This is a genomic window from Bradyrhizobium sp. MI1.7, from assembly GCF_055811795.1.
In genome coordinates, this window is sequence record NZ_JBVVPO010000024.1 from 1 (window position 1) to 24,072 (window position 24,072).

The 24,072-nt window shown below is 59.4% G+C and carries 19 protein-coding genes and 1 tRNA gene; 9 read left to right on the forward strand and 11 right to left on the reverse strand.

Annotation, left to right across the window (positions count from 1 at the left end; all coding sequences use genetic code 11):
• Positions 1-88: 88 nt before the first annotated feature.
• The 5 genes from AC0L3X_RS21890 to AC0L3X_RS21910 all read right to left on the reverse strand — a co-directional run bounded on the left by AC0L3X_RS21890 (position 89) and on the right by AC0L3X_RS21910 (position 4,168).
• The gene (locus AC0L3X_RS21890) at positions 89-913 is read right to left on the reverse strand and encodes an alpha/beta fold hydrolase (protein WP_028151420.1); all 825 of its coding nucleotides are present in this window, start codon (positions 911-913) and stop codon (positions 89-91) included.
• A gap of 114 nt (positions 914-1,027) precedes the next feature.
• Positions 1,028-1,537, reverse strand: a complete 510-nt coding sequence (locus AC0L3X_RS21895; protein ID WP_354132135.1) for a hypothetical protein — start codon at positions 1,535-1,537, stop codon at positions 1,028-1,030.
• 260 nt (positions 1,538-1,797) lie between these two features.
• A complete protein-coding gene (locus AC0L3X_RS21900; protein ID WP_063985878.1) occupies positions 1,798-2,106 on the reverse strand; it encodes an EthD family reductase in 309 nt (102 codons plus the stop codon).
• Positions 2,107-2,232: 126 nt separating this feature from the next.
• Positions 2,233-3,939: an FAD-dependent oxidoreductase gene (locus AC0L3X_RS21905; protein ID WP_063985879.1), complete on the reverse strand. Its 1,707-nt coding sequence runs from the start codon at positions 3,937-3,939 to the stop codon at positions 2,233-2,235.
• 40 nt (positions 3,940-3,979) lie between these two features.
• Positions 3,980-4,168, reverse strand: coding sequence for a hypothetical protein (locus AC0L3X_RS21910; protein ID WP_063985880.1), 189 nt, complete (start codon positions 4,166-4,168; stop codon positions 3,980-3,982).
• Positions 4,169-4,485: 317 nt separating this feature from the next.
• Here AC0L3X_RS21910 and AC0L3X_RS21915 point away from each other — a divergent pair.
• From AC0L3X_RS21915 to AC0L3X_RS21950, 8 genes are all read left to right on the forward strand, one after another.
• Positions 4,486-4,560, forward strand: a tRNA-Thr gene (locus tag AC0L3X_RS21915).
• Positions 4,561-4,652: 92 nt separating this feature from the next.
• Entirely contained in the window at positions 4,653-6,266 is a 1,614-nt protein-coding gene (locus tag AC0L3X_RS21920; RefSeq protein WP_473316759.1) for a phage integrase, read from the forward strand.
• A 75-nt stretch (positions 6,267-6,341) separates the two neighbouring features.
• On the forward strand, positions 6,342-6,614 hold the full coding sequence (locus tag AC0L3X_RS21925) for a hypothetical protein (RefSeq protein ID WP_473316741.1): 273 nt from the start codon (positions 6,342-6,344) through the stop codon (positions 6,612-6,614).
• Between the two features lie 647 nt (positions 6,615-7,261).
• Entirely contained in the window at positions 7,262-8,596 is a 1,335-nt protein-coding gene (locus AC0L3X_RS21930; protein WP_473316742.1) for a DEAD/DEAH box helicase family protein, read from the forward strand.
• 429 nt (positions 8,597-9,025) lie between these two features.
• A complete protein-coding gene (locus AC0L3X_RS21935) occupies positions 9,026-10,015 on the forward strand; it encodes a hypothetical protein (RefSeq protein ID WP_473316743.1) in 990 nt (329 codons plus the stop codon).
• A 6-nt stretch (positions 10,016-10,021) separates the two neighbouring features.
• Entirely contained in the window at positions 10,022-10,279 is a 258-nt protein-coding gene (locus tag AC0L3X_RS21940) for a hypothetical protein (RefSeq protein WP_473316744.1), read from the forward strand.
• 76 nt (positions 10,280-10,355) lie between these two features.
• Positions 10,356-10,676, forward strand: coding sequence for a hypothetical protein (locus AC0L3X_RS21945; RefSeq protein WP_473316745.1), 321 nt, complete (start codon positions 10,356-10,358; stop codon positions 10,674-10,676).
• A 299-nt stretch (positions 10,677-10,975) separates the two neighbouring features.
• Positions 10,976-11,680: a recombinase family protein gene (locus AC0L3X_RS21950; protein WP_473316746.1), complete on the forward strand. Its 705-nt coding sequence runs from the start codon at positions 10,976-10,978 to the stop codon at positions 11,678-11,680.
• 141 nt (positions 11,681-11,821) lie between these two features.
• Here the strand turns inward: AC0L3X_RS21950 and AC0L3X_RS21955 are convergent, their stop codons facing one another.
• The 4 genes from AC0L3X_RS21955 to AC0L3X_RS21970 all read right to left on the reverse strand — a co-directional run bounded on the left by AC0L3X_RS21955 (position 11,822) and on the right by AC0L3X_RS21970 (position 21,051).
• The gene (locus tag AC0L3X_RS21955) at positions 11,822-13,735 is read right to left on the reverse strand and encodes a hypothetical protein (protein WP_473316747.1); all 1,914 of its coding nucleotides are present in this window, start codon (positions 13,733-13,735) and stop codon (positions 11,822-11,824) included.
• Entirely contained in the window at positions 13,728-18,293 is a 4,566-nt protein-coding gene (locus AC0L3X_RS21960; RefSeq protein ID WP_473316748.1) for an HTH domain-containing protein, read from the reverse strand. The genes AC0L3X_RS21955 and AC0L3X_RS21960 overlap by 8 nt, the downstream gene beginning before the upstream one ends.
• Positions 18,294-18,624: 331 nt before the next feature.
• Positions 18,625-19,404 carry a hypothetical protein gene (locus AC0L3X_RS21965; protein ID WP_473316749.1) on the reverse strand — a complete coding sequence of 260 codons (780 nt, stop codon included), beginning with the start codon at positions 19,402-19,404 and terminating at the stop codon, positions 18,625-18,627.
• Positions 19,405-20,031: 627 nt separating this feature from the next.
• Positions 20,032-21,051, reverse strand: coding sequence for an outer membrane protein (locus AC0L3X_RS21970; protein ID WP_245328497.1), 1,020 nt, complete (start codon positions 21,049-21,051; stop codon positions 20,032-20,034).
• Between the two features lie 1,102 nt (positions 21,052-22,153).
• Between AC0L3X_RS21970 and AC0L3X_RS21975 the strand changes: the two genes are divergently transcribed.
• The gene (locus AC0L3X_RS21975; RefSeq protein WP_094184040.1) at positions 22,154-22,645 is read left to right on the forward strand and encodes a septal ring lytic transglycosylase RlpA family protein; all 492 of its coding nucleotides are present in this window, start codon (positions 22,154-22,156) and stop codon (positions 22,643-22,645) included.
• Positions 22,646-22,741: 96 nt separating this feature from the next.
• Here AC0L3X_RS21975 and AC0L3X_RS21980 read toward each other — a convergent pair whose 3' ends face one another.
• Complete coding sequence (locus AC0L3X_RS21980) at positions 22,742-23,230, reverse strand: cyclic nucleotide-binding domain-containing protein (protein ID WP_063985882.1); 489 nt, start codon at positions 23,228-23,230, stop codon at positions 22,742-22,744.
• Between the two features lie 196 nt (positions 23,231-23,426).
• The gene (locus AC0L3X_RS21985; protein ID WP_063985883.1) at positions 23,427-24,065 is read right to left on the reverse strand and encodes a ferric reductase-like transmembrane domain-containing protein; all 639 of its coding nucleotides are present in this window, start codon (positions 24,063-24,065) and stop codon (positions 23,427-23,429) included.
• Between the last annotated feature and the right edge of the window lie 7 nt (positions 24,066-24,072).

A 24,072-nucleotide genomic window follows, 5' to 3' on the forward strand; every position in this document is an offset into this window, starting at 1 on the left:
CTCACATTCCGCTGCGCTCCATGTGAGCCGACCCACGGGCGAGCTACGCTCGTCCCGGACCCCTCCAGGGGAGGGTGAGATCAGTCCCTCACGCCTTGAAGAACGCGAGCAGGTCCGCGTTGATGGTTTCGGCGTGCGTGGTCGGCATGCCGTGCGGGAAGCCCTTGTAGGTCTTGAGCGTGCCGTTCTTCAGCAGCTTGGCCGACAGCGGGCCGGAATCGGCGTAGGGAACGATCTGGTCGTCGTCGCCGTGCATCACCAGCACGGGCACGCTGATCTTCTTCAGGTCCTCGGTGAAATCGGTCTGCGAGAACGCGACGATGCCGTCGTAATGCGCCTTCGCGCCGCCCATCATGCCCTGGCGCCACCAGTTCTGGATCACCGCTTCCGACGGCTTTGCGCCGGGACGGTTGTAGCCGTAGAAAGGACCGGAAGCGAGGTCGCGGTAGAAGCCGGTGCGGCTGGCGGCGAGCTGCTTCTGGAGATCGTCGAACACGCTCTTCGGCAGGCCGCCGGGATTGGCCGCCGTCTGCACCATCAGCGGCGGCACCGCGGAGAGGATCGCAGCCTTCGCCACCCGGCTCTCACCGTGACGCGCGATGTAGTGCACGACTTCACCGCCGCCGGTGGAGTGGCCGACATGGATGGCGTTCTTGAGGTCGAGATGCGCGGTCACCGCCGCGAGATCGTCGGCATAGTGATCCATGTCGTGGCCGTCGGCGACCTGCGAGGAGCGGCCGTGGCCGCGGCGGTCATGAGCGATGACGCGGTAGCCGTGATTGGCGAAGAATATCATCTGCGTGTCCCAGTCGTCGGCCGACAGCGGCCAGCCATGGCTGAACACGATCGGCTGGCCCGAACCCCAATCCTTGAAAAAGATCTCGACGCCGTCCTTGGTGGTGATGGTGGGCATGAATGGCTCCTTCAGTGAAAATCAATCCGGGGCTCGCAAAACGCGAGCCGGCAATCCGGAGATGGTCGGGCGATGTCACGAGGTCGATGCCGCGCACCGACCGTGAACGTGCGATCAGGCAAACGTCATCGGCTTGTAGCGGCGCCAGGCGCCGATGGTCAGCACCACGAAGAACACCAGCACGATGCCCTGCACCACGGCGAAGACGGGGCCTCCCGGCGGATTCGGCGGCACGGCAGGCGCGAGCGCGGCGAGCGCCGGCACCTTCAGGAACGACTGGATCACCAGCACGAAGACGTTGAAATAGAGCGAGATCATCGCGGTCACGATGTAGACGGGACGCCAGACCCCTTTGAGCTTCATTCCGTAGAGCGCGAGGCAGGCGATCGCGAGCAGCACCAGCGAGATGCCGGCGATGATGTACGAGGGCAGCACCTCCTTGAACGGAAACAGGAAGCCGGTGACGCTGGTGAGGATCGTGAACAGCAGGAAGATCGCGGTGAGGCCCGGCATCGACTTCGACCCGAGCAGACCGAACATCACGACCAGGCCGGCGACGATGCCGATCAGGCTGATGATGACATGGACCAACGTGAAGGCGGGCAGGCTCAACCCAAGAACCACGGCATCTCTCCTACTCTCTGCATTGAGATCAGGCGATTGATATTACGGTCCTCATCGGATGGCTACATACGCGATGTCACAGACTCGTGCGGAGCCATGCGCCGTCGTGCGAATCGACAAACGCACGACCGAATTTTTTGCAGTGCTGTCACAAACGAGAGCAGTTTGTAGCCCGGATGGGGCGAAGCTAAATCCGGGCTACGAGCTTGCAGGTCTTCGACGAAAGTTGAATCGAATTTGGCGAGACGCTTCGCGCGCGCTCAGACTTCCTTGGTGTCGAAGATCAGCAGATCGGCGCCGCCGCTGGCGAATTTCGGCACGTCGCCCGCGGCCGCCTTGCCAGCTTCGCTGCCGAAGGCCTTCTGGATGTCGCCCACGCTGTCGAAGCTGAGAATGGCGACGAGGTGGACGCCCGATGGTCCGGCGGGCGAGCCGACTGCGCCCGTGCTGACGGCGTATTTCTTCAGGCCGGGAAGTTTCTTCGCGAGCGGAATGTGGGTCTCGGCATAATGCTTGTCGAAGGCGGCGGCGTCTTTGGGCGTCTTGTAGAGCACGACGAGTTCGGCCATTTAGTCCTCCCTTGTGAATCTTTTGTTCTTCCACGCGCGATTGGCCTCGCGACGGGGCGATAGTCTGTGGGACACGGCAAGATGGCAAGTGAGATTCCGCTTGCCGTCTGCTTGTCTTGTCCTTGACTAAAGCGCCGGTTTTGCGGCGTCGCCGAGATAGCCGTGCAGGGAGGCCACGACCTGCGCGCCTTCGCCAATGGCGCCGCCGACGCGCTTGACCGAGCCGGAGCGGACGTCGCCGACCGCGTAGACGCCGGGCACCGAGGTCTCCAGTGGGGCCACCAGCTTGCCCTGGTTCAGCTCGGACTGCGCGCCCGTCACGACGAAGCCGCCGCGATCGAGCGTGACGCCGCAGCCGTCGAGCCAGCTGGTGGCGGGATCGGCACCGACGAACAAAAAGAGATTCTTGATGTCGGCGGAGTCTTCATCGCTCGACAGCCGGCTCTTCCAGCGGATGCGCCGCAGCAGCGAAGCCTCGTCGCCCTCGAGCGCGGTGATCTCGGTGTTGAACATCAATTCGATGTTGGGTGTCGCTTCGATGCGCTCGATGAGATAGCGCGACATGCTGGCGCCCAGGCCACCGCCGCGGATGATCATCAGCACCTTCTTGGCGTGTCCCGACAGGAACACGGCCGCCTGCCCCGCCGAATTGCCGGCACCGACCAGGGCCACCTCCTCGCCGGCGCAGAGCCGCGCCTCGACCGGAGAGGCCCAATACCAGACGCCGCGGCCCTCGAACTTGTCGAGGTTCTCGATCTCGGGGCGGCGATAACGCGCGCCGCTCGCAACCACGACCGCGCGCGAACGCAAGGGATCGCTGCCGTCGAGCGTCACCGCAAAGGCGCCGTCCCGGCGCGTGCAGTCGAGCGACTTCACCGTGACGGGGATCATGATGTCGGCGCCGAACTTCTGCGCCTGGTTGAACGCGCGCGCGGTCAGGGCCTGGCCGGAAATGCCGGTCGGAAAGCCGAGATAGTTTTCGATGCGCGCGCTGGCACCGGCCTGGCCGCCGAAGGCGCGGGTGTCGAGCACGGCAACCGAGAGCCCTTCGGAGGCGGCATACACCGCGGTTGCCAGCCCGGCGGGTCCGCAGCCGACGATCGCGACATCGTAGATACGGTCGTTGCGGGGGCCGCCGATCATGCCGATCGCGCGCGCAACCTCGGTTTCGCTGGGGTTGCGCAGCACCTCGCCGCTCGCCGCGACGACCAGCGGCCAGTCTTCCGGCTTCGGCGAATAGCGCGCGATCACCTCGGCGGCGTCGCGGTCACGCTCGGGATCGAGCAGATGATGCGGCTGGCCGTTGCGGGTGAGGAAGCCCTGCAAGCGCACCACGCCGGCCGAATACGAGGGACCGATCAGCACCACACCGCCGACGCCGGCCTGAAGCAGATTGACCCGGCGCAGGATCAGCGCGCGCATGATGCGCTCGCCGAGCTCGGCCTCGGCGACCAGCAGCGCGCGCAGGCGGGGCGGCGGCAGCAGCAGCGTCTCGACCTCGCCTTCGGCGCGGCCGTCGACCAGCGCCGGCCGGCCCGAGAGCTGGCTGAGCTCGGCCAGAAATTGCCCCGGCCCCTGGTCGATCAGCGGCGTGACATTGCCGAGCCCGTCGCGCTGGGTGATGGCGACGTGGCCCTTCAGCACGACGAACATGCCCGGCCCGGGCTTGCCGGTCTCGAACAGGAATTCGCCGTTAGCGTAGGTGCGGACCTCGCCGAAATTCCGCATGCGCTCGATCTCGGCCGATGTCAGCGCCGGAAAGGTCTGCTCAGGGCGCGTGAACCGCGACATCTGCGCGTCACCATCGTCTCGTTGCTGCTCGTCCTGCCCCATTGCCACGTCCATGCACTCCAAAAATTCTAATCGCCAGACTTCAATCGCCAGTCTTGCCGGCGGTCCCCTCATCTAGGGAAGCATCGTCATTCTGCGAGGGGTCGGTGATTGCGGCGCGTTCGCGCGCCTGCATCTTCCGTCGCTTCAGGTTTTCGCGCAGCGCCGATTTCAGCCGGTCGTCCCGCGCCCCCCTCGCCTGTCTCGTGCTCTTGTCGTTCTCGTCAGCCATCAGCGGTCCATACCAGCGATCCGCGATAACATGCCCGGAGAATGCGGCAGCTCAAGAGGCCCCTCACGAACTGTTCGTGCGAAATCCAAAATGGGCCGAATGCCATGCCGCGGCCAACTGGCCAGTTGGCCGGGGATATCGGAACCGAAATCGGCGGAAAGTCGGTACTTTCACCTGAAAACGGGCATTTTGGCCCCGATATCGACCCGATTTTCTCGTTTTGGCGGAGCTAGCAAGCTTGCACAGGAGGGGGGCTTGTGGCAGATATCGGCCCGCTTGGTAGGCCCCCTTGGCGGCCGATTCTTATCCCAGCACATGCTGCCGTAGCTCAGTGGTAGAGCACTCCATTGGTAATGGAGAGGTCGACAGTTCAATCCTGTCTGGCAGCACCATTAATGTCCATGTGACATCAACATCTTACTGAAACAGTTGAGGCTTTCGCGCTGCGCCTGATACACACGGGTGCTACACGATGGTTTTGCGAATGGCCTGCCCTACTAAGCGTCGCGGTTCTGACAACTGGTACTACCGGAAGCGCATCCCGGCTGACGTGCAAGCGATCTTGGCGAAGTTGCCAAAGGATCAGCGCCCGCCGAGCTGGTTCAAGGACCACATCAGCATCTCTTTGAAGACATCGGACCGCACCGCCGCGAAGGCAAAGTGCCCCGAAGTCGCGGCTGAGGTTGAGCGCACGATGGCCGCTCTTCGTGCCGGTCCCAAGCCGCTCACTGATAAGCAGATCAGCGCCCTTTCAGGCGAACTCTACAAGGCCTTCGCGGAGGGATTTGAGGATAATCCCATTCTGACCACCGAGCAGTGGCTTCACGTTGCTGATCTGAATGAGCAAGCTCGACGTGGCGAGTACGGTGCGGTCGCGAGGCTGGGCATCCACAAGTCGCCAGAGGGGCGTCGTCGAGTGTCCATGGAGGCGCGGTTCGGGAAGATGACCGATGCCTTCCTCGCCCGCCGTGGTGTCGTCACTGACAACGCGAGCCGGGGGAAACTGATCGAGTGGACCTCTCGCGACTTGTCGGAGGCGGCACGGAAGCTCTCGCGAAATGCGGATGGCGACTTCGCGCCGGATGACTACGCCAAGCGTTTCCAGCCGTTCGAGCGTGCGTCCTCAAGGGCCACCGGCCGCTCGCTTACCGGGCTTGTCGAGGCGTGGCACAAGGCCGCCCTGGATAGGGGCGTTACGAAGCGCGACGCCACGCGCACCAAGCAGCGGTTCGATAAGCTGGTCGCGTTCCTCGAACATGACGATGCGAGCCGAGTAACCAAGCAGGACATCGTTCGATGGCGGGACCATCGCCTCGCCCGGAAGATCAGCGTCAAGACGATCAACGACAGCGACATCGCCTCCTTCAGCAACGTCTTCAATTGGGGTGCTGAGCGGGGGTGGCTCTCTGTCAATCCGGCAGAGCGGGCAACGATCAAGGCGAAGCGGAAGAAGGCCAAGCTGCGCGATGAGTTCTTCACGCGAGAGGAAGCGGCCAAGATACTCCGCCGCGCTGCTGCGGTCACGGGATCGAAGCGAGAGAACCCTAAGACCACCGCCGCCAAGCGGTGGGTGCCGTGGCTCTGCGCGTACTCGGGCGCTCGCGTTGCTGAGATGATCCAGCTACGGAAGCAGGATGTTCGAAAGGACCCCGAACACGGCTGGGTAATCCGGCTGACACCAGAGGCGGGCAGCATCAAGAACAACAGGTTCTGCGATGTGCCCGTGCACAAACACTTGGTCGCAACGGGCTTTGTGGAGTTCGTCAACAGTGCGAAGGCGGGTCATTTGTTCTGTGATCCCGGCCAGGACGGCACCATCACGGGACCAGCCGGTGGTGTCTACAGCCGAGTGAGGGAGTTGGTCCGCGATGTGATCGATGACACTCACGTCCAGCCCAATCACGCATGGCGCTACACCTTCAAGACCTATGGGCTGGAGGCGGGGATCGAAGCGTTGACACTGGACGCGATCTCGAACCACTCACCGAGAACCCAAGGCGAAGCGTACACCAAGGTCACTCTCAAGGCCCGAGTGACCGCAATGGCGAAGCTCCCGAGATACGAGTTGACGGGCGCGACCACCTCGGGCACACAATGAAAGGCAGTGCTCCCCTGCCATTCGTAGACCTTATACGATTGGCAACCATCAACACGATGAAGCAATGGGACACTCATGCAGACCTTCACCACACCTTCAGATCACTTTCTGACCACCGCCCTCGGGCGCATCGGTGCTGACCCTTCGCGGCTCATGACCATCCGCGAATGGTGGTATGAGATGGACGAGCCGGTCGCGATGTTGGCCGATCCACAGGCCACGTTCCGGGAAGACGAGCGCAACATGATCGAGCAGTGTCGGAGGGGCGGTATCAACATCGCCTATCGTGACGGTGAGCGGGCAGCATTCCCGGCGTGGCGGCTCGCGATGTTCTACGCCAACCCGTAGCCCATACGATTGGAATAGGGAGTCACTGGCGCGTTCACTGGCGAGACCGGACAAACACACCCGGGACACTCCAAGGCGCATCAGTGACTCTCGCTGAGTCATCTGGGGAGCATCCTCGTCCCGAGGGGTGCTACTCACCCGCGCAGTCCTGCGAGCATGCCGAGGTGAGGCCGTAGGTTTGGGATAGGTTGCACTCCTCCCCTATAGAACGGCTTTCTGTAGGTTTGGAATAGGTTGCGCGACTCCCCATAGAACGCCTTTCTGCAGGTTTGGAATAGGTTGCCCCCGCGCCCTATAGAACGCCTTTCGGTTCCCTTTAAGATTTCCCCTACACATCACCGGCCGCCCGGACAGCGCAGTCGGGCTGGTGGTGTGATTGGCTACTCCCCACTGATGATAGCTCTCGCCGATTTGGTCTCCGGCTGATGACATCATCGGTGGGGGGTGGCCCCAGTGCTCGTTAGCACTCGCCTTTCCGCGCTGACCCATCCGTCAAACGCTCACATACACATGGTCCGAACCCCGGCGAGGGGTGCGGTGCTTGCGGCATTACGCATGTGCACGTTGAGCGTTTGGCAGATCGGTCACTGAGCCAATCAGGGCCCCTTCGTGGGCCTCCAACCAAAAACCCCAGCATGAAAGCAATCATGAACGACACCACTGCTGTCACGACCGGCAGAAACAAGATCACTGTGCTTGACGCAATCATGGGCAGCGGCAAGACCACATGGGCTATCGACCACATCAACGCCGCCCACATCAAGAACCAGTCCGAAGTCTTCGACGGCCTTCCCGGCGACCGGCGCTTTCTCTACGTCGCGCCCTTCCTGACCGAAGTTGACCGCATCCGCGACGCATGTCCTGACCTCATGTTCAGAGACCCGCAGCCAATCCACGGTCGCAAACTCTTCCACTTAGAGAAGCTGATCGAGGGAGGACACAACATCTGCACGACGCACGCCCTATTCTCGATGCTCAACAAGCGCATCTACGAACGGCTGAGAGAGCAGAACTACACGCTGATAATCGATGAAGTGATCACCTGCGTTGATCTGCTCAAGACGTTGACCAGCTCTGACCGCAAGGCGCTGTTCGATGGTGAGTACGTCATCGCTGACGAAGGGGACCGCCTTCGCTGGAACCACGACAAACACCCCGGCTACAACGGCCGATACAACGACATCAAGAACCTCTGCGACAACGGCAATCTGGTTGTCTACGGACGAGACGCCAAGACCAGCCTGCCTACCGTTCTGATCTGGGAGTTTCCAGCCGACTTCCTCCGATGCTTCAAGGACGTGTTCACTCTGACGTACATGTTTCACGGTTCTCCAATGCTCTCCTACTTCCAGTCCGAAGGGCTATCTTTCGAGATGAAGTCCATTCAGGGCGGGAAGCTGGTCGAGTGGGGCAACACCAACGAAGCAGCGATCAAATCAAAGCTCCGGTCACTTGTGACAATCTACGACGGAAAGATGAATGACATCGGAGCGACCAGCGATAAGTCTAACCCGTTGTCCTCGTCTTGGTTCGACCGGGCCCCGGAAGCTGTAATGAAGAACCTCAAGTCCTCGACGGAGATGTTCTTCAAGCGAGTGGCCAAGACACCGTCTGCACTCAACGGATGGACAACGTTCAAGAAGGCCAAGCAGGCGCTGAAGGGCGGCGGCTACGGTCGAGGTTTCATCCCGATCAACGCCAAAGCAACGAACGACTACATCGATAAGCGATCGATGGCCTACCTTGCGAACGTATTCCATCAGCCGACCATCAAGGGCTTCTTCGAGCAGCGTGGTGTCCCCGTCTACGAAGACCTTCACGCTCTGTCCGAAATGATCCAATGGGTTTGGAGATCAGGCATCCGCAAGGAAGAGCCAGAACCGATCACCGTGTTCGTTCCGTCAGAGCGAATGAGGGGGCTGCTGATCGAATGGCTATCGTCTGACAACACCGCCGAGCTGATCGCTAAGCGCCAGAGCTGAAGACCCCTTGCCCAAATTCGACCCTCGCAAACTTGGGCACCGACCCGGTAAGACACTGATCTTGCTTTGGTAATTAGGCTGACCCTTAAGATAGGAAGGTATAGTGGGGAACCCTAAGTGGTCCCCATCTCGATCCCCCTTCATCAGGGTCTTGTCGGGGATTGATCGTCATTGAACCACCTTCAGTCCCCCTCACCGACCAAGACCAACTGACCAATACAGAAGGACCAAAGACCAACATGAAACACTCGACCACCAATACCGCCGACGCCTGAACACCTCCCCTTAGAATGATCGGCGAAATCCAACTCATCACACTATTCGTCATGTCGGGCATCTTGCTCGCTATGGCGTTCCGCTAAGACCACCGACCAAAAAGATCACGAGGCTCTGACGAGCCCAACGACACACAAGAAAGACCAAAGACCAATGTCTATTGCAGAAGACCGCTCCGAACTTCAGGCGTCAACCAACACCTTCAACTCTCTTCAAGGCACCCCCGGCTCGCGTGAGGCCGCAACGAAAGATGCCCTCGCAGCACATCAACAGTCCCTGAAAGACTTGGCTGCAGCCACCCGCGCAGCCGAACAGGCTTCCCGTCCATCCTCCGGTTCACTGATGCGGACCAACGCCGCGACGAACGCCAGCATTGTGATGCAGGGTGGCCGCGCTACGATCACCGCAGGTGCAACCTCGCATGCCAGCGCGGTGTCCTCGCCCCGTCCGGGAATGGTTACTGTAGGTGGAATAACCACGAGCATCGAAGCTGCGAAGGCTGGCGGTGTCATCCCCCAGGACTACCAGCCGGGTTTTAAGGCAGGGGTCGCCGCTGCCCCGCAGTCCAATCAGCAGCCACAGGTTCAGCAGCAGCCACAGCAGCCTCAGAGCAACGACGAGAACACGATCAAGGCCACGGCAGAGCAGGCGAAGTCAATCAACGCTTCTACCGCTGCGATCGAGCAGGCCAACGAGGCTATCGGCAACTTCGCCGTATCGTCCTTGCTTGAAGACGCCGTCGTGTCGGGTGACATCCCGGCCACGCCGCCCAAAGGAATTAGCGCGGAGCAGGTGTCGGCCGTCATCGTCGGCTTTGAGGCTCAGGCCAACGCGGTGCTGTCCGAGACAGGTGCCTCGGTGTCGCTCCTCAACGACATGCTCAACGAGAGCGAGCTTCGGGCCGCTCGCCTCGCCACATACCGGGGCAATGATCGAGAGCTGCGGGACCTCGGCAACAAGGCGATGGACCGTCTGGCAAAGCTGCCGAACGACCCAGCCACATTCAAGGCTCTCACCGCAGACTGGGGCAACGACGTTCAGATCACGCGGGGCAAGGACGGGGACACGCTCGTCAAAGCTCCCGGCTGGCCCAAAGCACTGGCGTGGAGCGTCGCGGTGAAGCAGCGCCTGATCACAGCGTGAGGTCCCTTGACGAATAAGAGCCGCTCCGAGGCGTCCTCACAACGAAGACGACGCCTCGGGGCTGAAATCGAACTACCCGAGACCATGGTCGAAGCACTCGATAAGCTGGCTGATGGCGTCCTGAAGGCGGACATTCTTCCTCGCGGATACAATCGCTCGAACCTCCGAAAAATGGTCAGGGCCATCGGCCGCCGCAGTCTCGCGGACACCGGGCCCGACTTCCCGACCGATGCGTTCGGTGAACGCCAGCGAACGCTCGGTTAGTCGATCATCATCACAAAGGAACAGAATGCACACAGACGCTACCACCACCATTGATCGCCCCAGCCGCGTCCAAGCGATGACCCAGCGCGTCGCCCGACAGAAGATGGTTCGACAGGCTCGGCATAATTCCGGCCTCCTCGGCATCCCGTTCAATATCACCTTCGAGGACGTGACGATCCCCGAGCGGTGCCCAGTGTTGGGCATTAAGCTGCAACAGACGACCGGCCGCCGTGGTGATTGCTCGCCGACGCTGGCCCGACTGGTGCCGCGTCTCGGGTACGTCAAGGGCAACGTCATCGTCACGTCGTGGCGAGCAAACCGCCTCAAGTCCGATGCCTCGGCTGATGACATGGTTCGCATGGCTGAGTTCTTCGGCGGCATCCCGAAGGCCCACTGAACGCGGCTTGAGGGTTCCCCGGCTTTCAGACGGAAATCTTTGAAGGGGTGGTCGAGAGTGATGAAGTCGCGACTTCCCCCTAGGCCCCCCTCGATCTCCGAGAGATGCTCGCACCGAATGATGCGCGAACCCCCCGAGCGTTCGCGAGGTGCTCGCACCTAGTGCTCGCTTGATACTTCGGCAGCAATCTAAGCGCGGCTAGCGCCTTGCGCCTTGACAGGCCCTCACAATCATCTGTATCACTTCATCGTAACGAGCGTAACGATGTTCTGGTACGGAACATGAAGGGGTGGCGAAGTATGATCAAGAAGCGGGGGATGAAGGTCGTCGCGTACTACCGCGTCTCGACGGACCGGCAGGGTCGTTCTGGATTGGGCCTCGACGCACAGCGGGTTGCCGTGCAGGGCTTCATTGATGCTTCCGGTGGTTGGCCTCCGGTCTCCGAGTTCACAGAGACCGAGAGCGGACGAAAGGTCGATCGGCCGCAGTTGGCCGCCGCGCTGGCTGCGTGTCGCGTTCATCGGGCGGTTCTTGTAATAGCCAAACTCGACAGGCTCTCACGTAACCAATCGTTCCTGATGGCGCTGATTGACAGCGGCGTGGACGTGCTGTTCTGCGACCTCCCTCAAATCCCCGCCGGTGCAGTCGGGCGGTTCATGCTGCAACAGATGTCCGCAGTGGCAGAGCTGGAAGCGGGACTTATCAGCGAGCGGACCAAGGCCGCGTTGGCTGCGAAGGTAGCCCGCGATGGGCAGTGGGACCGCAAGGCGAAGCATCATCTGGTCGCCGGTGTCGGTCAGAAGGCCGCTACAGAGGCCGTGAGGGCCCGTGCTGCACAGAGGGCCAGCGACTTAGCACCGATCATTGCCGAGATCAGGAAGACTGGCGCGGACTCTCTCAGGGAGATCGCGAAGGCTCTCACCGAGCGCGGCATACCGCAGCCGAGCGGGGGCATGGGCGCATGGTCCGCAGTGCAGGTGTCACGAACGATGGCCCGGCTGTGAGCCCTCGGGTGAACCTCGGAGGCTGCAGGAATGTTTTCATTTCTGTGAGCCTATCAGTGTCTTTGCGCAGCATCGACGGAGCGGACAACGGAGTGCAAGTTGGGCATCCGATGCCGCGACGGCTCAATAAGGCAACAACTACTAGGCGGCCGACAAGCTTGCACATGCTGCATCAGCGCGAGCGCAGGTGCCCCAAAGTCTCCGCTCAATCTGACAAAGCGCTCTGATGCGGTTCGAAAGTGCCCTTGCCTCTGAACGAGTCATATCCTCATAAGCTAGTTCAGTAAGCCAGTCGCCCACGAAGGTGCACCACTCATCGATATCCGCATGAGCAGCAGCAGCCATCATGACTATGCGAAGTGTGTCGGTTAAATCCATAACCATGCCCGGTCGCCTGCGCACGACACGAACCAATACCCGCACCTCCGCCGCCAACCCGTCCGACCTTGTCACCGCCGCAACGATTGCTAACCCATACAGCAGTGATAACGCTGGCACATCCACGCCCACCTCCCGAAGCTGATATTTTGCTCGTCGCAACGCTTCGGCTGCCAAGTCAGCCATCTGGGGTCCAAGCTTAAATATTAATGCGGTATTGACCAGCCTTACGAACGACTGCGGCGTCACCACATCCGCCTTCAAGTCTGCGTAGACCTGCTGCTCGATATCGGCCGGCATCGGTTGGACAGCCTCAACGCCCCCTTCGAGCGGCCCCGGCAAGTATGGAGCCGGAAAGACGATCAGAGACTGAAGAGGACCAGCCTCATCAAGGGCAAGGGACTGCAATTCGGAGGAGCTGATCTTACCCTTGTTGACGATCATCGCAGCGGAGATCCTACCTGCAAACTCTGCCTTTAATTGGTCCGGAGCCAAAAACTCCGGCAACCATCGCGGCTCCCTCCGCAGATCCACACTGTTCTGAAGAACACAATGCTGCCTCCGATTTGAATAGGCCCACGAACTAAAATCACCGATGTTTGCCCCGCGCCGTAACAGCTCTCTTTCCAGCAGAGACGCATGCGCGACAGCGGCAAGTCGCCTCCAATACGGTGGGTGCGCTCTTAGGATTCCCGTCCTTGCTAATTCACCATCAACGAGGACAACGAGCCCAGCCAGTTGCGCCAGCCGACCGTGTTCTCCGTCATCATCTTCAACGAACGCCCGCGTCATCTTTGTGATGATCGGCTCGAGTTCCGGATAGGTATCGAGACATGCAAGTCCCAATTCAATCGCACCAAGCTGCGAAATGCGATCACCATGCGCCTCAAGCCATTCAAACAGCTGCATGACTTGGGCGCTCGAAATTCCATGCAGCCTAATTTCTTGAGGAATCGAAGGGTGCGCGGATAGGAGCAGCGAAAACGCAACACCACTCACACCTCCTCCAGCCACCTGCCGATCGATATGACTGGAGAGGTCGCACCTAACATACGAAAGGAGATCGCCTTCGATCGGCCTACCGGCGAGCCGAAAGTAGTATCGTGGGTCGCCTGGAACTAGACTTTCGATGGGCAAGTGGGCTTCACCATCAGCGCCTCCTAACAAGGCACTAGCGAACCAACGCGGCGTGAGGCGAAATTCGTTTCTAAGTTCTTCCACTTCTTCGTCATCGCATCTTCGCGCCGCTAGAAGGGAGCGCCATTTTTCGGAAGAACTACCATCAATGTCGAAAGCCTTCGCCTGGCGCTCAAACCACTCTAGGCGTACCGCGGGAGTCGGCGAAAGACAGTCGAAATCATCAGGCAAGGAGACAGTATCGCTTCCTGCGACCGCAACGAGGTACCCGCCCTCGTCTTTCGAAATAAGCCACTCGTTTTCATCGACCGCCTCGATTGATCTCGTTTCGCGTTCGCTAGAAAGGACCGCCTCAACTGCGGCATACAGTGTTTGGCGATCAAAGGTCACCCCACTCTCGTTGAGACGAACACTCGCCTGTAAATTCAGACCTGTTTCCCTCCTAAAGTCCGCATCCTCCAAAGCTGAATCGCGAAACAACGGAGGAAATAGCTCTACCAGAGAGTACGCGAGTTGACTTCTCAGCGACGGCTCAGACATCCTCGACACCATTGATCGCCTTGATGATGTGCGAACGGACTTGCACTATCAGCGCATGATACAATTCAGGATCGCCCTGTTTGATATGTTCCAAGAGCGCCTCTTCGAGCCATTCCCAATACGACGCTCGTTGCGCTTGAGGAATATCTTGCGCCAAACTTAAGCTCAGAACGAGACTGCGATACCCCACTTCCGATACAAGCACTTGCGGTTTCGGATTGGTGCGCTGAGCCCAACCACGAATATCTAGGAGTTCTAGCAACCAGTTCGATCGCGCACGAGAACGACGTATATCAACCCCATCTTGCCATTGCAGCTTAAGGACATCCAAAAGAACTCGCATCACATTGTCGAGCCATGGGGCCTCCTTAGGAAGCTGCAAACTATTCGACATGCGTGCCATAAGATGGCTTTCGCGAAGAGCCTTAAGCTCCGCATTTTCGACCACCTTATCGTTCTGCACCGGCGATGCGCTCAGCATCCGGCTGAGATCTCCTGCATCCGCAGGCACGAAACAAAAGCCGCTGCGCCGTATGGTAGTTACAAACTCGCGGCGTTCGACCTCGGTGAAACGGTCGCTCGTTAGCAGATCGTAAGAAGTATAGATCGGCTTCTCCCCCAAGCCTACCGAGACATTCCTATGCTGATTCATAAAGCGATCATCAACGACGACGGCGTCGGCGACGGACGCCATTTCCATAACCGAGAAACCCGGATGATGCTTGATCCGCTCATTCGGCATATCATCGTCGGCCCTCTTTGACGCCTTGGCAACAATGACTTTCCCGGACGCGATGCCGTCCGCTAGCGACTTACGGATGCTTTCGATAACCGCTGCAGCCCGGTCACTCAGATTTTCACGTTGGATGAACCCATCCGCCTGTCGGATCTCCCCAGCAGGAATGACGGCGGTAAATCCAGCCGCCCGAAGCTTTGGCAACAGCCGCAAGTGCTGCAGATGCGATACAGCCAGCTCGTCTAGATAAAGGACCGCGTCCGACGCTATCTCAAATCGACAAGGCCACGGCTTCTCGCGGACGGTCAAGAAGTCGCGGGCTCGCTGTGCCTCGGTTTCCGTGAGTTGCCCGAAACGATAAAGAGCATCGACAATATCGGCACAACTACAAAGATGATCGAAATGGCCGCTAAGATCAGCTTCCTCTTCCATCAGCGACCCAACGCGGTGAACCGGCCCCGGGCGAACGACGACCCGCTGGCGCTTATCTAGGCCGAAATCGGCCTCGGCATCAGCCAGCATAGCGGCCAAATCATCACCAACCTCATTCGATAACTCGCCTCTCGCGGTGGCAGTCGATTCAAACTCTTTGAGATCATTGGCAGCCAACAGCCTTTTGATCTCTTTAGCCTCGGCAATCTTGCTTGGCTGATGGAATTGAACCTGTTGCCTCTCTTCGAACAACCACCCCAAGGTGGAATGCGCGACAACAATGTTATGACAAGAGTCTATTATCCTATCCAATTGGCCCAGGGTGGCGAAGGTTAGCAACGAGGTTGGATCTATCGCGATCGAACTTGCGCTAACATCGATACCCGAACGAACGCCGCTGTATGCAAATATCCCGCCGCGCCTACGTGGATCTGTCTGCATTGAATTAGACAGCGCTGGAAATAGAAAGAAGTCCACTAGCGTCCGATTTAGAAGATGCGCAACGACAAAGATTGGCGCCTCGCCTTTTTGCAACATCTCCCAAAGATTCGTCTCTCTCCGTTGCCAATCCGGCTGACGGTCCATGACATCTTTTATCGACATCTGCTGAACTGGGCCATCGGCCCCTGACAGCACGGCCGCAGTTGCGAGCCATTGATGAACGTCCGAGCTGTCTTCCCAGCCCCCGGCTACGGCCGCCGAGTAACTGCCCAATAGTATTGCTGCATCGTCTCTACCTTTGGCGGCCGCCTCCTGCACAAGCTGCTTAGCGCGTGACGAGCCGAGCTGTTGTGCGAGTTGGCCAGCTCGCAACAATTCTTCCGGCGTTCGATTCTCTCTGCGATCCCACTCCGTCTCCACTAGAATGTTGAGAGAGTTCCAGTCACCTGACGCAATCGCGAGATTGACTGTTAAGGTGCGGCCATTTTCATCGTCACGCTTCTGCTTAAGCTTATTGAGGTTTTCTGACGCCCGCTTCAGATCACCGACCCAATAAAGTGACCACGCGAAGAGCGACAGTAACGCGTCGGACAGCGTCAGAAATTCCGCGCTCTCAGAAAGCAGCGAGGTCACCCCCTCGAAGTCACCAACTTCGTAGAGAGCCCGAGTTAAGAGGACACAGCCTTTCAGGTCGTGCGAGCGTGCGAAGTAAATACGCCCGTATGTCACAAGCCGCGGCCAATCGCCCCGATCTTCCAGAAGCTCCACTAGGTTTGCTAGATCCGCAAAACTGTCGCTCTGTTTAAACAGCTGCTCTCGGCTAGCTATTGGGTCAGTTCCCTTAGCCTCAGAGATCACCCTTTGAAGCCGCGCCAGTACTGCTGGATCCGACTCTAGTGGAAGCGCATCAAGCCGATCTTGGGCCAACTGGATCTTGCCGGATTTTACCAACAACTGTATCTCTATCGACGCCACGAAGACCGGGTTTAAGAACTTGACCAATACCGCACGGTGCTTTTCGACGTAGTCGGCAGCATCACGCGGGCCCTTCTTCGTAAATGTCATCGCCAATCGCGCCAACGCGACTTCGATTGATCCGCCTCCCGTAATCGCACTTTGCCGCTCGATTTCGTCCTCTACGGCTTTCAGATCAAGTTTCAACCCATGATCCAGCGCGAGCGCAAGGCGACGAAGTGAGTGCGCGGGGTCTCGCATGCTCGATTCAAGCCGCGACAGCGCCTCCGGTCGGTGCTCTTGATCCCGCAGCGCTAGCCATAGCGCTCGATCATTTGCCTCATTTTCGGCTCTAGTAATGCCTAAATCGCGAGCCTCCCGACCACCGCGGCTATACAGAAGTTGCGCCTTACGACGTGAGGCAAGGGCCTCCACTGTCGACGATAGAGGAAACTCCGAAGCTTGCAGAGGAATTTCCGCGAGCGCTTCGGTGCGCAACTCATCGGGGACCGCCTGCACGAGGTAAGCGCCAGCAGCAGCAAAAAAAAGAACCGGCGCACGCCGGAAATCGTCTTCACTGATCTTTTCTGCTGTCGTGAAGGCGTCGTTCCACCTACTACATTTAAGCTGGCTGTTTAGAACGAAGAACTTTCCATCTGCGTCCATCGTGGCGATGTCGCCTTTTGTATCGTCAAGCCACTGAAGGGCATCTTCAGGCGACCGGCTATGAACCATCATTATGAATGCTGCCGATCTGCTTTCATCGGTATTGATCTCAGCCAAGCGGAACAGCGCATCCGCGGGCCGACCGTCATAAAATGTCAAGAAAGCATCGGCAATTTCGAGCACGCCGCCCTTGCCCAGTTTGCGAGCGACCTCCAAGATCGCGATAGCCTCGGTTCTGTCTGACTTGCCGAGAAGCAGTCGCGCGCACCAAGCGAGAGCCTCAGCTTTCTTCTGGGGCGAAGTTGCCTGTAGATCTCCTTCCATAAAATCGTTGGCCAATCGCGAAGAGTCTTGGTGCGCGTTCACGCCGGTGAAGAACCTTGACTTCAACAGCACTAGCAGCCGCCGATCAGCTTCTGCGTCGACGAGGCTCTGCGGGATTCTTAGAATCGAAGTTTGTCTTACGGCACTGTCGGCGAGGCTCTTCTCTAGGCGGTCAAGGCCGCCAGCGCTCTGTTGCGCGAGCCGCTCTATGCTCGCCGTTTGATCCACGACCGCCTCCACTAACGCAGCCTGAGGGTGCACCGGGGGCCCGGCCTGACATAGGAAGTCGCGTATGTGGCGATAGATCTCAGAATTTCTGTCAGATGGCGACGCAATCGAGTAATGATCTGCATCAACGGGTATCGGAAATGACGACAAACCAAAATCGCCTGAATCAGGCTTAACGATATGCCCAAACAAGCCAGTTCTTTGCGTCTCCGTCAGTGTAAGCGTCGCAATTTGATGGTCATCAACGTACCTGCGAAACCATTGATTAAGACCGCGCAAGTGCGGATCGTTGCGACGAAGCACGCTCGATGCTTTGGAGACCAGCGCGAGCCGTCCACCCCAGCTCGCCAAGTCAGCCCCCAAATGCGGCGTTCCCAGAAATGCAATCCTTCGCACACGTTGGAGGAAATCGGCGATGTGCGACTCCGCGTTCGACCGTCCGTCGGCTACTCGCAACAGTTCGGCAATTATCAAACCACCAAAGCTATGTGCGACGAAAGCAATTTCTCCGTTTTTCAATGACGGCTCAGATAACAAGAGAGGCAGACAGTTGTTCGTCCTATCGACGAGATGCATAGCCTTCCCTCGAAAGATCGTGGGAGCCGACTCGTGCTCAAGACTCCAAATGGCGCAATCGGGAATATCGGTGGCCAACCAAGCTGGCCACTTCTCACCCGTTGACATCCACACGGGCTCACCGACGCGACGTAGTCCGTGAACAAAAACGACATGCCGCGTTACAACAGATGGGCTAATTATTGGATTAAGCTGCGCCAAGGATCTGCCTCCTCGGCAGGCGGGTTAGATGCTCTAAGGGTGCCAGCGAATCGGCGTGCAATCTTCGCCTACTTCGCCGAAAACGGGTATAGGAGATTGGATCTAGGTCGCTGCGTGTCTACCGCCTATCGTCTTTTTCCCACTCGGCGACCGCTTGTCCCGCTACCCTTGAGGAATGGGTATGTCATGGGCGTAAATGCCAAGGTCTTTTGGACGGGCGTACGTATTGCCCAGGTGCTCAAGGACGGAAGTGCAAAGGGCTAAGCTTTCAGCAACCGCCGCGACCGTGAACGCCTTTGAATCGTCACGCCCGGCGCCTGCTGGCACATCGTCAAAAAGGAATATCATCATCGAGGGAAGTATCGCGCCTTCCGCTACGACTTGAAGCTCCTACAAGATCTGGATCGTTGGGACGAGGGCCGGTAAGAGCCATCGGGGCTTCTGCGGAAGGGAGACGCCGAGTCGAATCATCGGACGCTTTCGCCTCTCCGATCTCCCGCATGATATTGTTGAGCAGCTTTCCTGCTGCATCAGCAGACGCCCAAATTCCTCCAGGGGCAGCAAGGAGCGTGATTGCGAGTACGGTTACTGCCATTAGGTTGAGCCGTTTCTTTTCCAGCTCCGCCTCAAATTCTGCTAGCTTTTTGAGGAGTGCATCGCGGCGACTGTCGGACAAATCGTCCGAACGCTCTATCAGTTCGCGGAGATGAAATAGATAAGTACGTATCGACGTTTTGAGCTGCGGCGAGATAGTGACCGAGTCGCGCTTTGATCGCGAGCTGTTGTCCAGCAGAAGTTGGGTCAGGTAGTGATCGAGATCAGCCTGAAATTGACGATGAACTTTTTCGTCGAATTGCTGCAGCCGCGGCACCGACAAAGATGCAAATGGCTGTATCTCATACTTCTTAGCCGCCCCGATCACGATATTCATGAAACTGTGGCGTAATTCCTCGAGCTCGGTCCAGCCCTCTTGCTGACTTGTGTCGGTGTTTCTTGTGAGGTTGACGAGGCTTGCCTGCGCGATCCGCACAAACTCTGTGAAAGCGGTTTGCGGATCGTCGTCAGGCAGGCTTTCAATCTGCTCTAGCGTGATAAAATCAAATATGCCCACGAAGCTCCCCTGCCACTTCTTGCCTGTCCAATGTATTGCGATTGCGTGAGCGCTTCGATTTCTCTGAGAACCTCGAAAAACACGCGCCGGGGCTCGCTCACGGCGAAGACATTTTGGTGGATTGGACCGTCAAGCTGCCGATCCTAGAACCAAGTTTCGCCCCGTAGTATCCATCATCCAAGTCTGCAATCTGGTGCGCGAACCGGCTTTCTTCTAAAATTATCCACCGAAATGCGACGGTAGTGGCAATCGCGGATCCCTCACGGAAGATCCTGCTGCGCGATATCTATCCGCCTTCAAGGCGATCTCAACCAGCCTGCGGATGGCTCCGGACGCATAGTGCTTCCGCTACAGCGCGGGCATGCATCGCCGCCGATCGTAGTCAATTTCAAGTACCCGGCCTTCCAGAACGGGTGACAACTGCTCCCATGACTGATACACAAACGACACCGGCGAGGCGAAAAACCTTAATACTTTCAGTACAAAATGTGCTCTCCATCACAGTTCAATCCTGTCTGGCAGCACCAGTTTCCTCAGAAAATCGCCTTCTTCCGTTGCCCGGTTGCCTCCTGGGAGGGGCCGGACGTGTCGTCCGCCCCCTCCGATTCTCGCAGTGATCGAGCTCAGCTAGAAGCCGAAGCCGATGCCGCCGGCTGCGAGATGGTGCGATGTGCCGCCGAAGCTGGCCGTCCACGGGCTGGTCGCAGCATGAGCGGGATTCACGGTGGAGCCGAAAACCTGATTCACATCGCCGACGTACAGATAGCGGTACTCGCCGAACAGGTAAGCGCCGCTGTTGCCGAGGGCGAAGCGCGCACCGGCCTTGGCCTGTGCCGCAAAGGTCCAGGCCGAGGAGTCCGGACGCGCGTTGACGTGGTTGATGCCAGGCTCGGCCGGGTCGGTCTGTGTGGACGTGGCGCCGTTGATGGAGACGTTCGCGGCCCCGATCCCGCCACCGATATAGGGCGTGATGCCTTGATAGGGCGTGTTGAAGCCGACAACCATGTTCGCCAGCAGCACCGTGGTGCGCGTCGGGAAAGTCGTGTCGAAGGAGTGCTCTGCAAATCGGTCTGTGGGGGTCACCAACGTCGCACGCGGCTGGTTACCTGCCAGATAGAAACCTTCGATCTCCAAAGCGGGCCGCAGATACGTACCATACGACCATTCATAGCCGAGATGCGCGCCACCGAACCCGACGCCGCCGCTGCTGGTCCGCCCTGTGGCGTCGACAGCCAAGGGGCCCCCGACGGCCTCAACGAAAAAGACGGTGCCGAGCTGGCTGACGTCAGTGCCGCCGCGACTGCCGCCGCCACCGAACACACCGACATAGGCACCGCCGGTGCGCGCCGGCGCGACTGCGGGTCCCTTGTTGTACATCGCATAAGCCTGCGCGGGCGGTGCTACCGCAACCGTCTCCCTCGCGGCGTCGCGTCCGGCTGGCTTGGCTGCCGATGCAGTCGCCTCTCGCGGAGTGACCGTGCGCCGCTCCTGTTTGGCCTGCTTCAATTCGGCGCGCAGCTCGGAGATGGTCTGCTGCTGCGCCTTCAGCATGCGAAACAGTTCGGCGTTGGAGGGAACGTCCTCGGCATGGGCGGCGCTCGCCATCATCAATCCCGCGGCCACGATGAAACATTTACGCGCTGTCATTTGATACCCCGCCCCTCGGTTGCAAATCATCGCTGACACTATGGAATCTGGTCAGGCCATCGCAAAGATATCGCGTCCGCGGATGCGACCGTTTGAGGCACCCAAGCTGGCGATTCCGAACCCATGTGGATTTTGAGCGACACGCACCCCGCGTCTCGATCAATCCCATCGGGCAACACGATTCTCAATTCACGCATGAAGCGGCATTCTCGCGGCATGAAACGCCCGAGTTTTGCTCTCCTCTTTCGCCCTCTTCCGTGAAGAGGGCGCAGGGAAGGCCGGGTGCCGGCTGGCACCCATGATCCGCTGCGCCAGGAATTTGCACACGCAAATGCGCAGGCGGGAAACAGGTGGGCCGGAAAAACACCCGGCCTTCCCTGCGCGATGGTCTGACGGTTTATGCGCGCTCTCCCCGGAGCCGAGTTCCTTCTGGCCTCCGTCACCTCGCGAATTGGCGATGCCTCGAAACCCGGTAGAGCCCCGATCCATCTCCGCAAGGCTTGACCGTAGCAACGACGGTCAGGACCACGCGTTTTCGCCGTACGCAGCGATCCAGCTCCGCCCAAGGGCTTCGCCGGACACAGGCGCCGTCCGTCCCGCACGCAGTCAAGGCCCTCACGAGGTTCATCTCGCCCTGGTCCCGCATTCGCGTGCCCGGCACTGCCGCGTCCACCGCACCCCGGCCCACGTTCGTGACGACGTACGATCGCCCCTCTTCTCGGGGCGGGATGACGGAGAGAATGCCGTAATTCCGAATTTCGGTAAAGTGGAATATTTTTACTGAAGAGGATTGACGGGTTTGTGCGAGCGGCGGGTGTTTTGCCCGACGTATCAATTAGCGCGAGCGTGTCGGCTTGTGGCGACATCGCATGTGTCACTCACCGCAGGTTCCATCAGGTCATGCTGCTGACGCATTCTCTGTCTTAGTCGGGGACAACCTAAAACACTGCGTGCGGACCGCTCTGGTTCGCACATCGGTTCCGTAGCCAGGGGTTGGCTCGAATCCGCAAAGCACTGGTGCAAGTTCGTGAACGCTTCCGCGTTCGCTTGACCATGCTTGCGGTGTCGGAACCGGACGATCGAAAAAATCACAGGAGTTATAATGCTGTTCCGCTCGAGCGCCGCAATTTGCGGCGCCCTGGTTGCGCTTGCCGTTTCTGTTCCCGTTGATCGAAGTGAAGCGTGTGAAGTTCACTCAAGCGCCGTCGTCGATGCCGCCTCCGGGGAGGCGATCGTTGGCGCCGCATCCATGTACAATCCGTTCAAGCCCGGCAAGGAAGAGGGCGGTCCGAACACAGCCTCCGGCGAGCGCTATGATCCCTCTGTCTGGGCGGCTGCCATCAAGACGAATTTGCGCGGGAAATTTGGTGGGGTCCAATTTGGCGCGAGGCCGAAATATGCCCTCGTCGAGGCCGTCGGCAAGAAGGTCATCGTCAAGATAAATGACGTGGGGCCATTGAGGCCTGGCCGCATCATCGACCTCAACGAGCGGACGATGCGCCATTTCGATCCAAGCCTGGAACTCGGAGTCATTGTTGGCGTAAGAGTGATCCCACTTTCAGGGGACGATTGGATCCCGGGACCGGTGGGCTGAACGTCCCACGCGAAGTGGCGTGGCCCGGATGGAGCGCGAGCGTAATCCGGGACCGTCAGCCGCGGAGCGAACTTGCGGCGGCGCAGAGAAGCACAGTCATCTCGCGGGGGTTTCGTCTTCGTCCGCCTGGTGTCCGGTGAGGCGATCGTCGGCACGGCGCAGCCGCCGGCATAGCTCTCGATTGACGTTCTGCAGGACGATCACATAGGCGTGGATATCGGCCTTGTAGCAAGCGTAGAGCTTTTGCGCCGTCAGCTCGTACAGCACCGTCGGACTCTCCGCGACCACCGTGGCGGAGCGATTCTGCATTTCAATCAGCGTCATTTCACCGAAGAAATCGCCAGCCTCCAGAACGGAAATCGGGATGACGCTCCCCGAGTTCGCCTGCTTGCTCACCGCCAGCCGGCCGGATTTGACGATGAACAGCGAGCGTCCCGGCTCGCCTTCCGCCACGACGGTCGCGCCGGCATCAAAGCGGCACTCGACCAGCATCGAAATCAGCAGGTCGAGGCTCGGGTCCGGAAGACCGCCGAAGAACGGCGTCGCGAGCAGGAACGTTTTCAGCTCGGGGGCACTGACAACCATCACGCTAGGATACGCCCCGTCGCAATCTGCGGCAAGCGGAGCGGAGATCGGCGCTGACGACGCCGAACGTGTTTGAACAAGGCGGTCAGCAAAAGTTTCGTAGGATGGTAGAGCGCTTGCGAAACCCATCATGCTTCCGCGCAGACAAAGTGCGATGGGTTTCGCTTCGCTCTACTATGCGCTACGCGCGGCCATGTCACTGCGGCGCAGTGCTCTCGCCGCGCAAGGTCCTTCGCTTTCGCCACACCTGCAGGTCGATCATGACTTTTACGGTTGCCGCGAGGACGAGCGCGCAGAGTGCCGCCTTAGAGATCGTCTCCATCGTCCCCTCGATCAGCAGGCAATGGACCACGCTGCCTGCGACGATGACGATCGCCAGCGGCATGTGAATGAAGCGCCAGGTTCGTGGTCGCAGTCCCAATCGCCGACGCAGGGCGGCCAAGAGCGCGACCGCGAAGATGGCCCACATCGCGGTCACGCCAAAGGGAGAGAACGGCGTCGGCGATGAGAAGGTCAGCGCGTCGATCATGTCGGGCGGACTGGTGATCCAGAGGCCAACGACATGGATCACGATCGCTGCGACCAGCGTACCGCCGATCCAGTGATGCGCACGCCGTCCGCGATAAGCCGGGAATCCCGGCAGATATCCGCCGATCAGCAGGGGCTGAACGAGCACGAGGCCGAGGGCAACAATTCCCGCAAACCCGGCCACGACGTAGAGCGGACCGCGCCATGCGAGCTGCTCGCTTCCCGCTGCCGCGACGATCGGCACGCCAATGGCCGAAGCAAGGGCAACCCAGATCAGGATCACCCGGGCCAGTCTCCACCCCTTCATTCGCAAC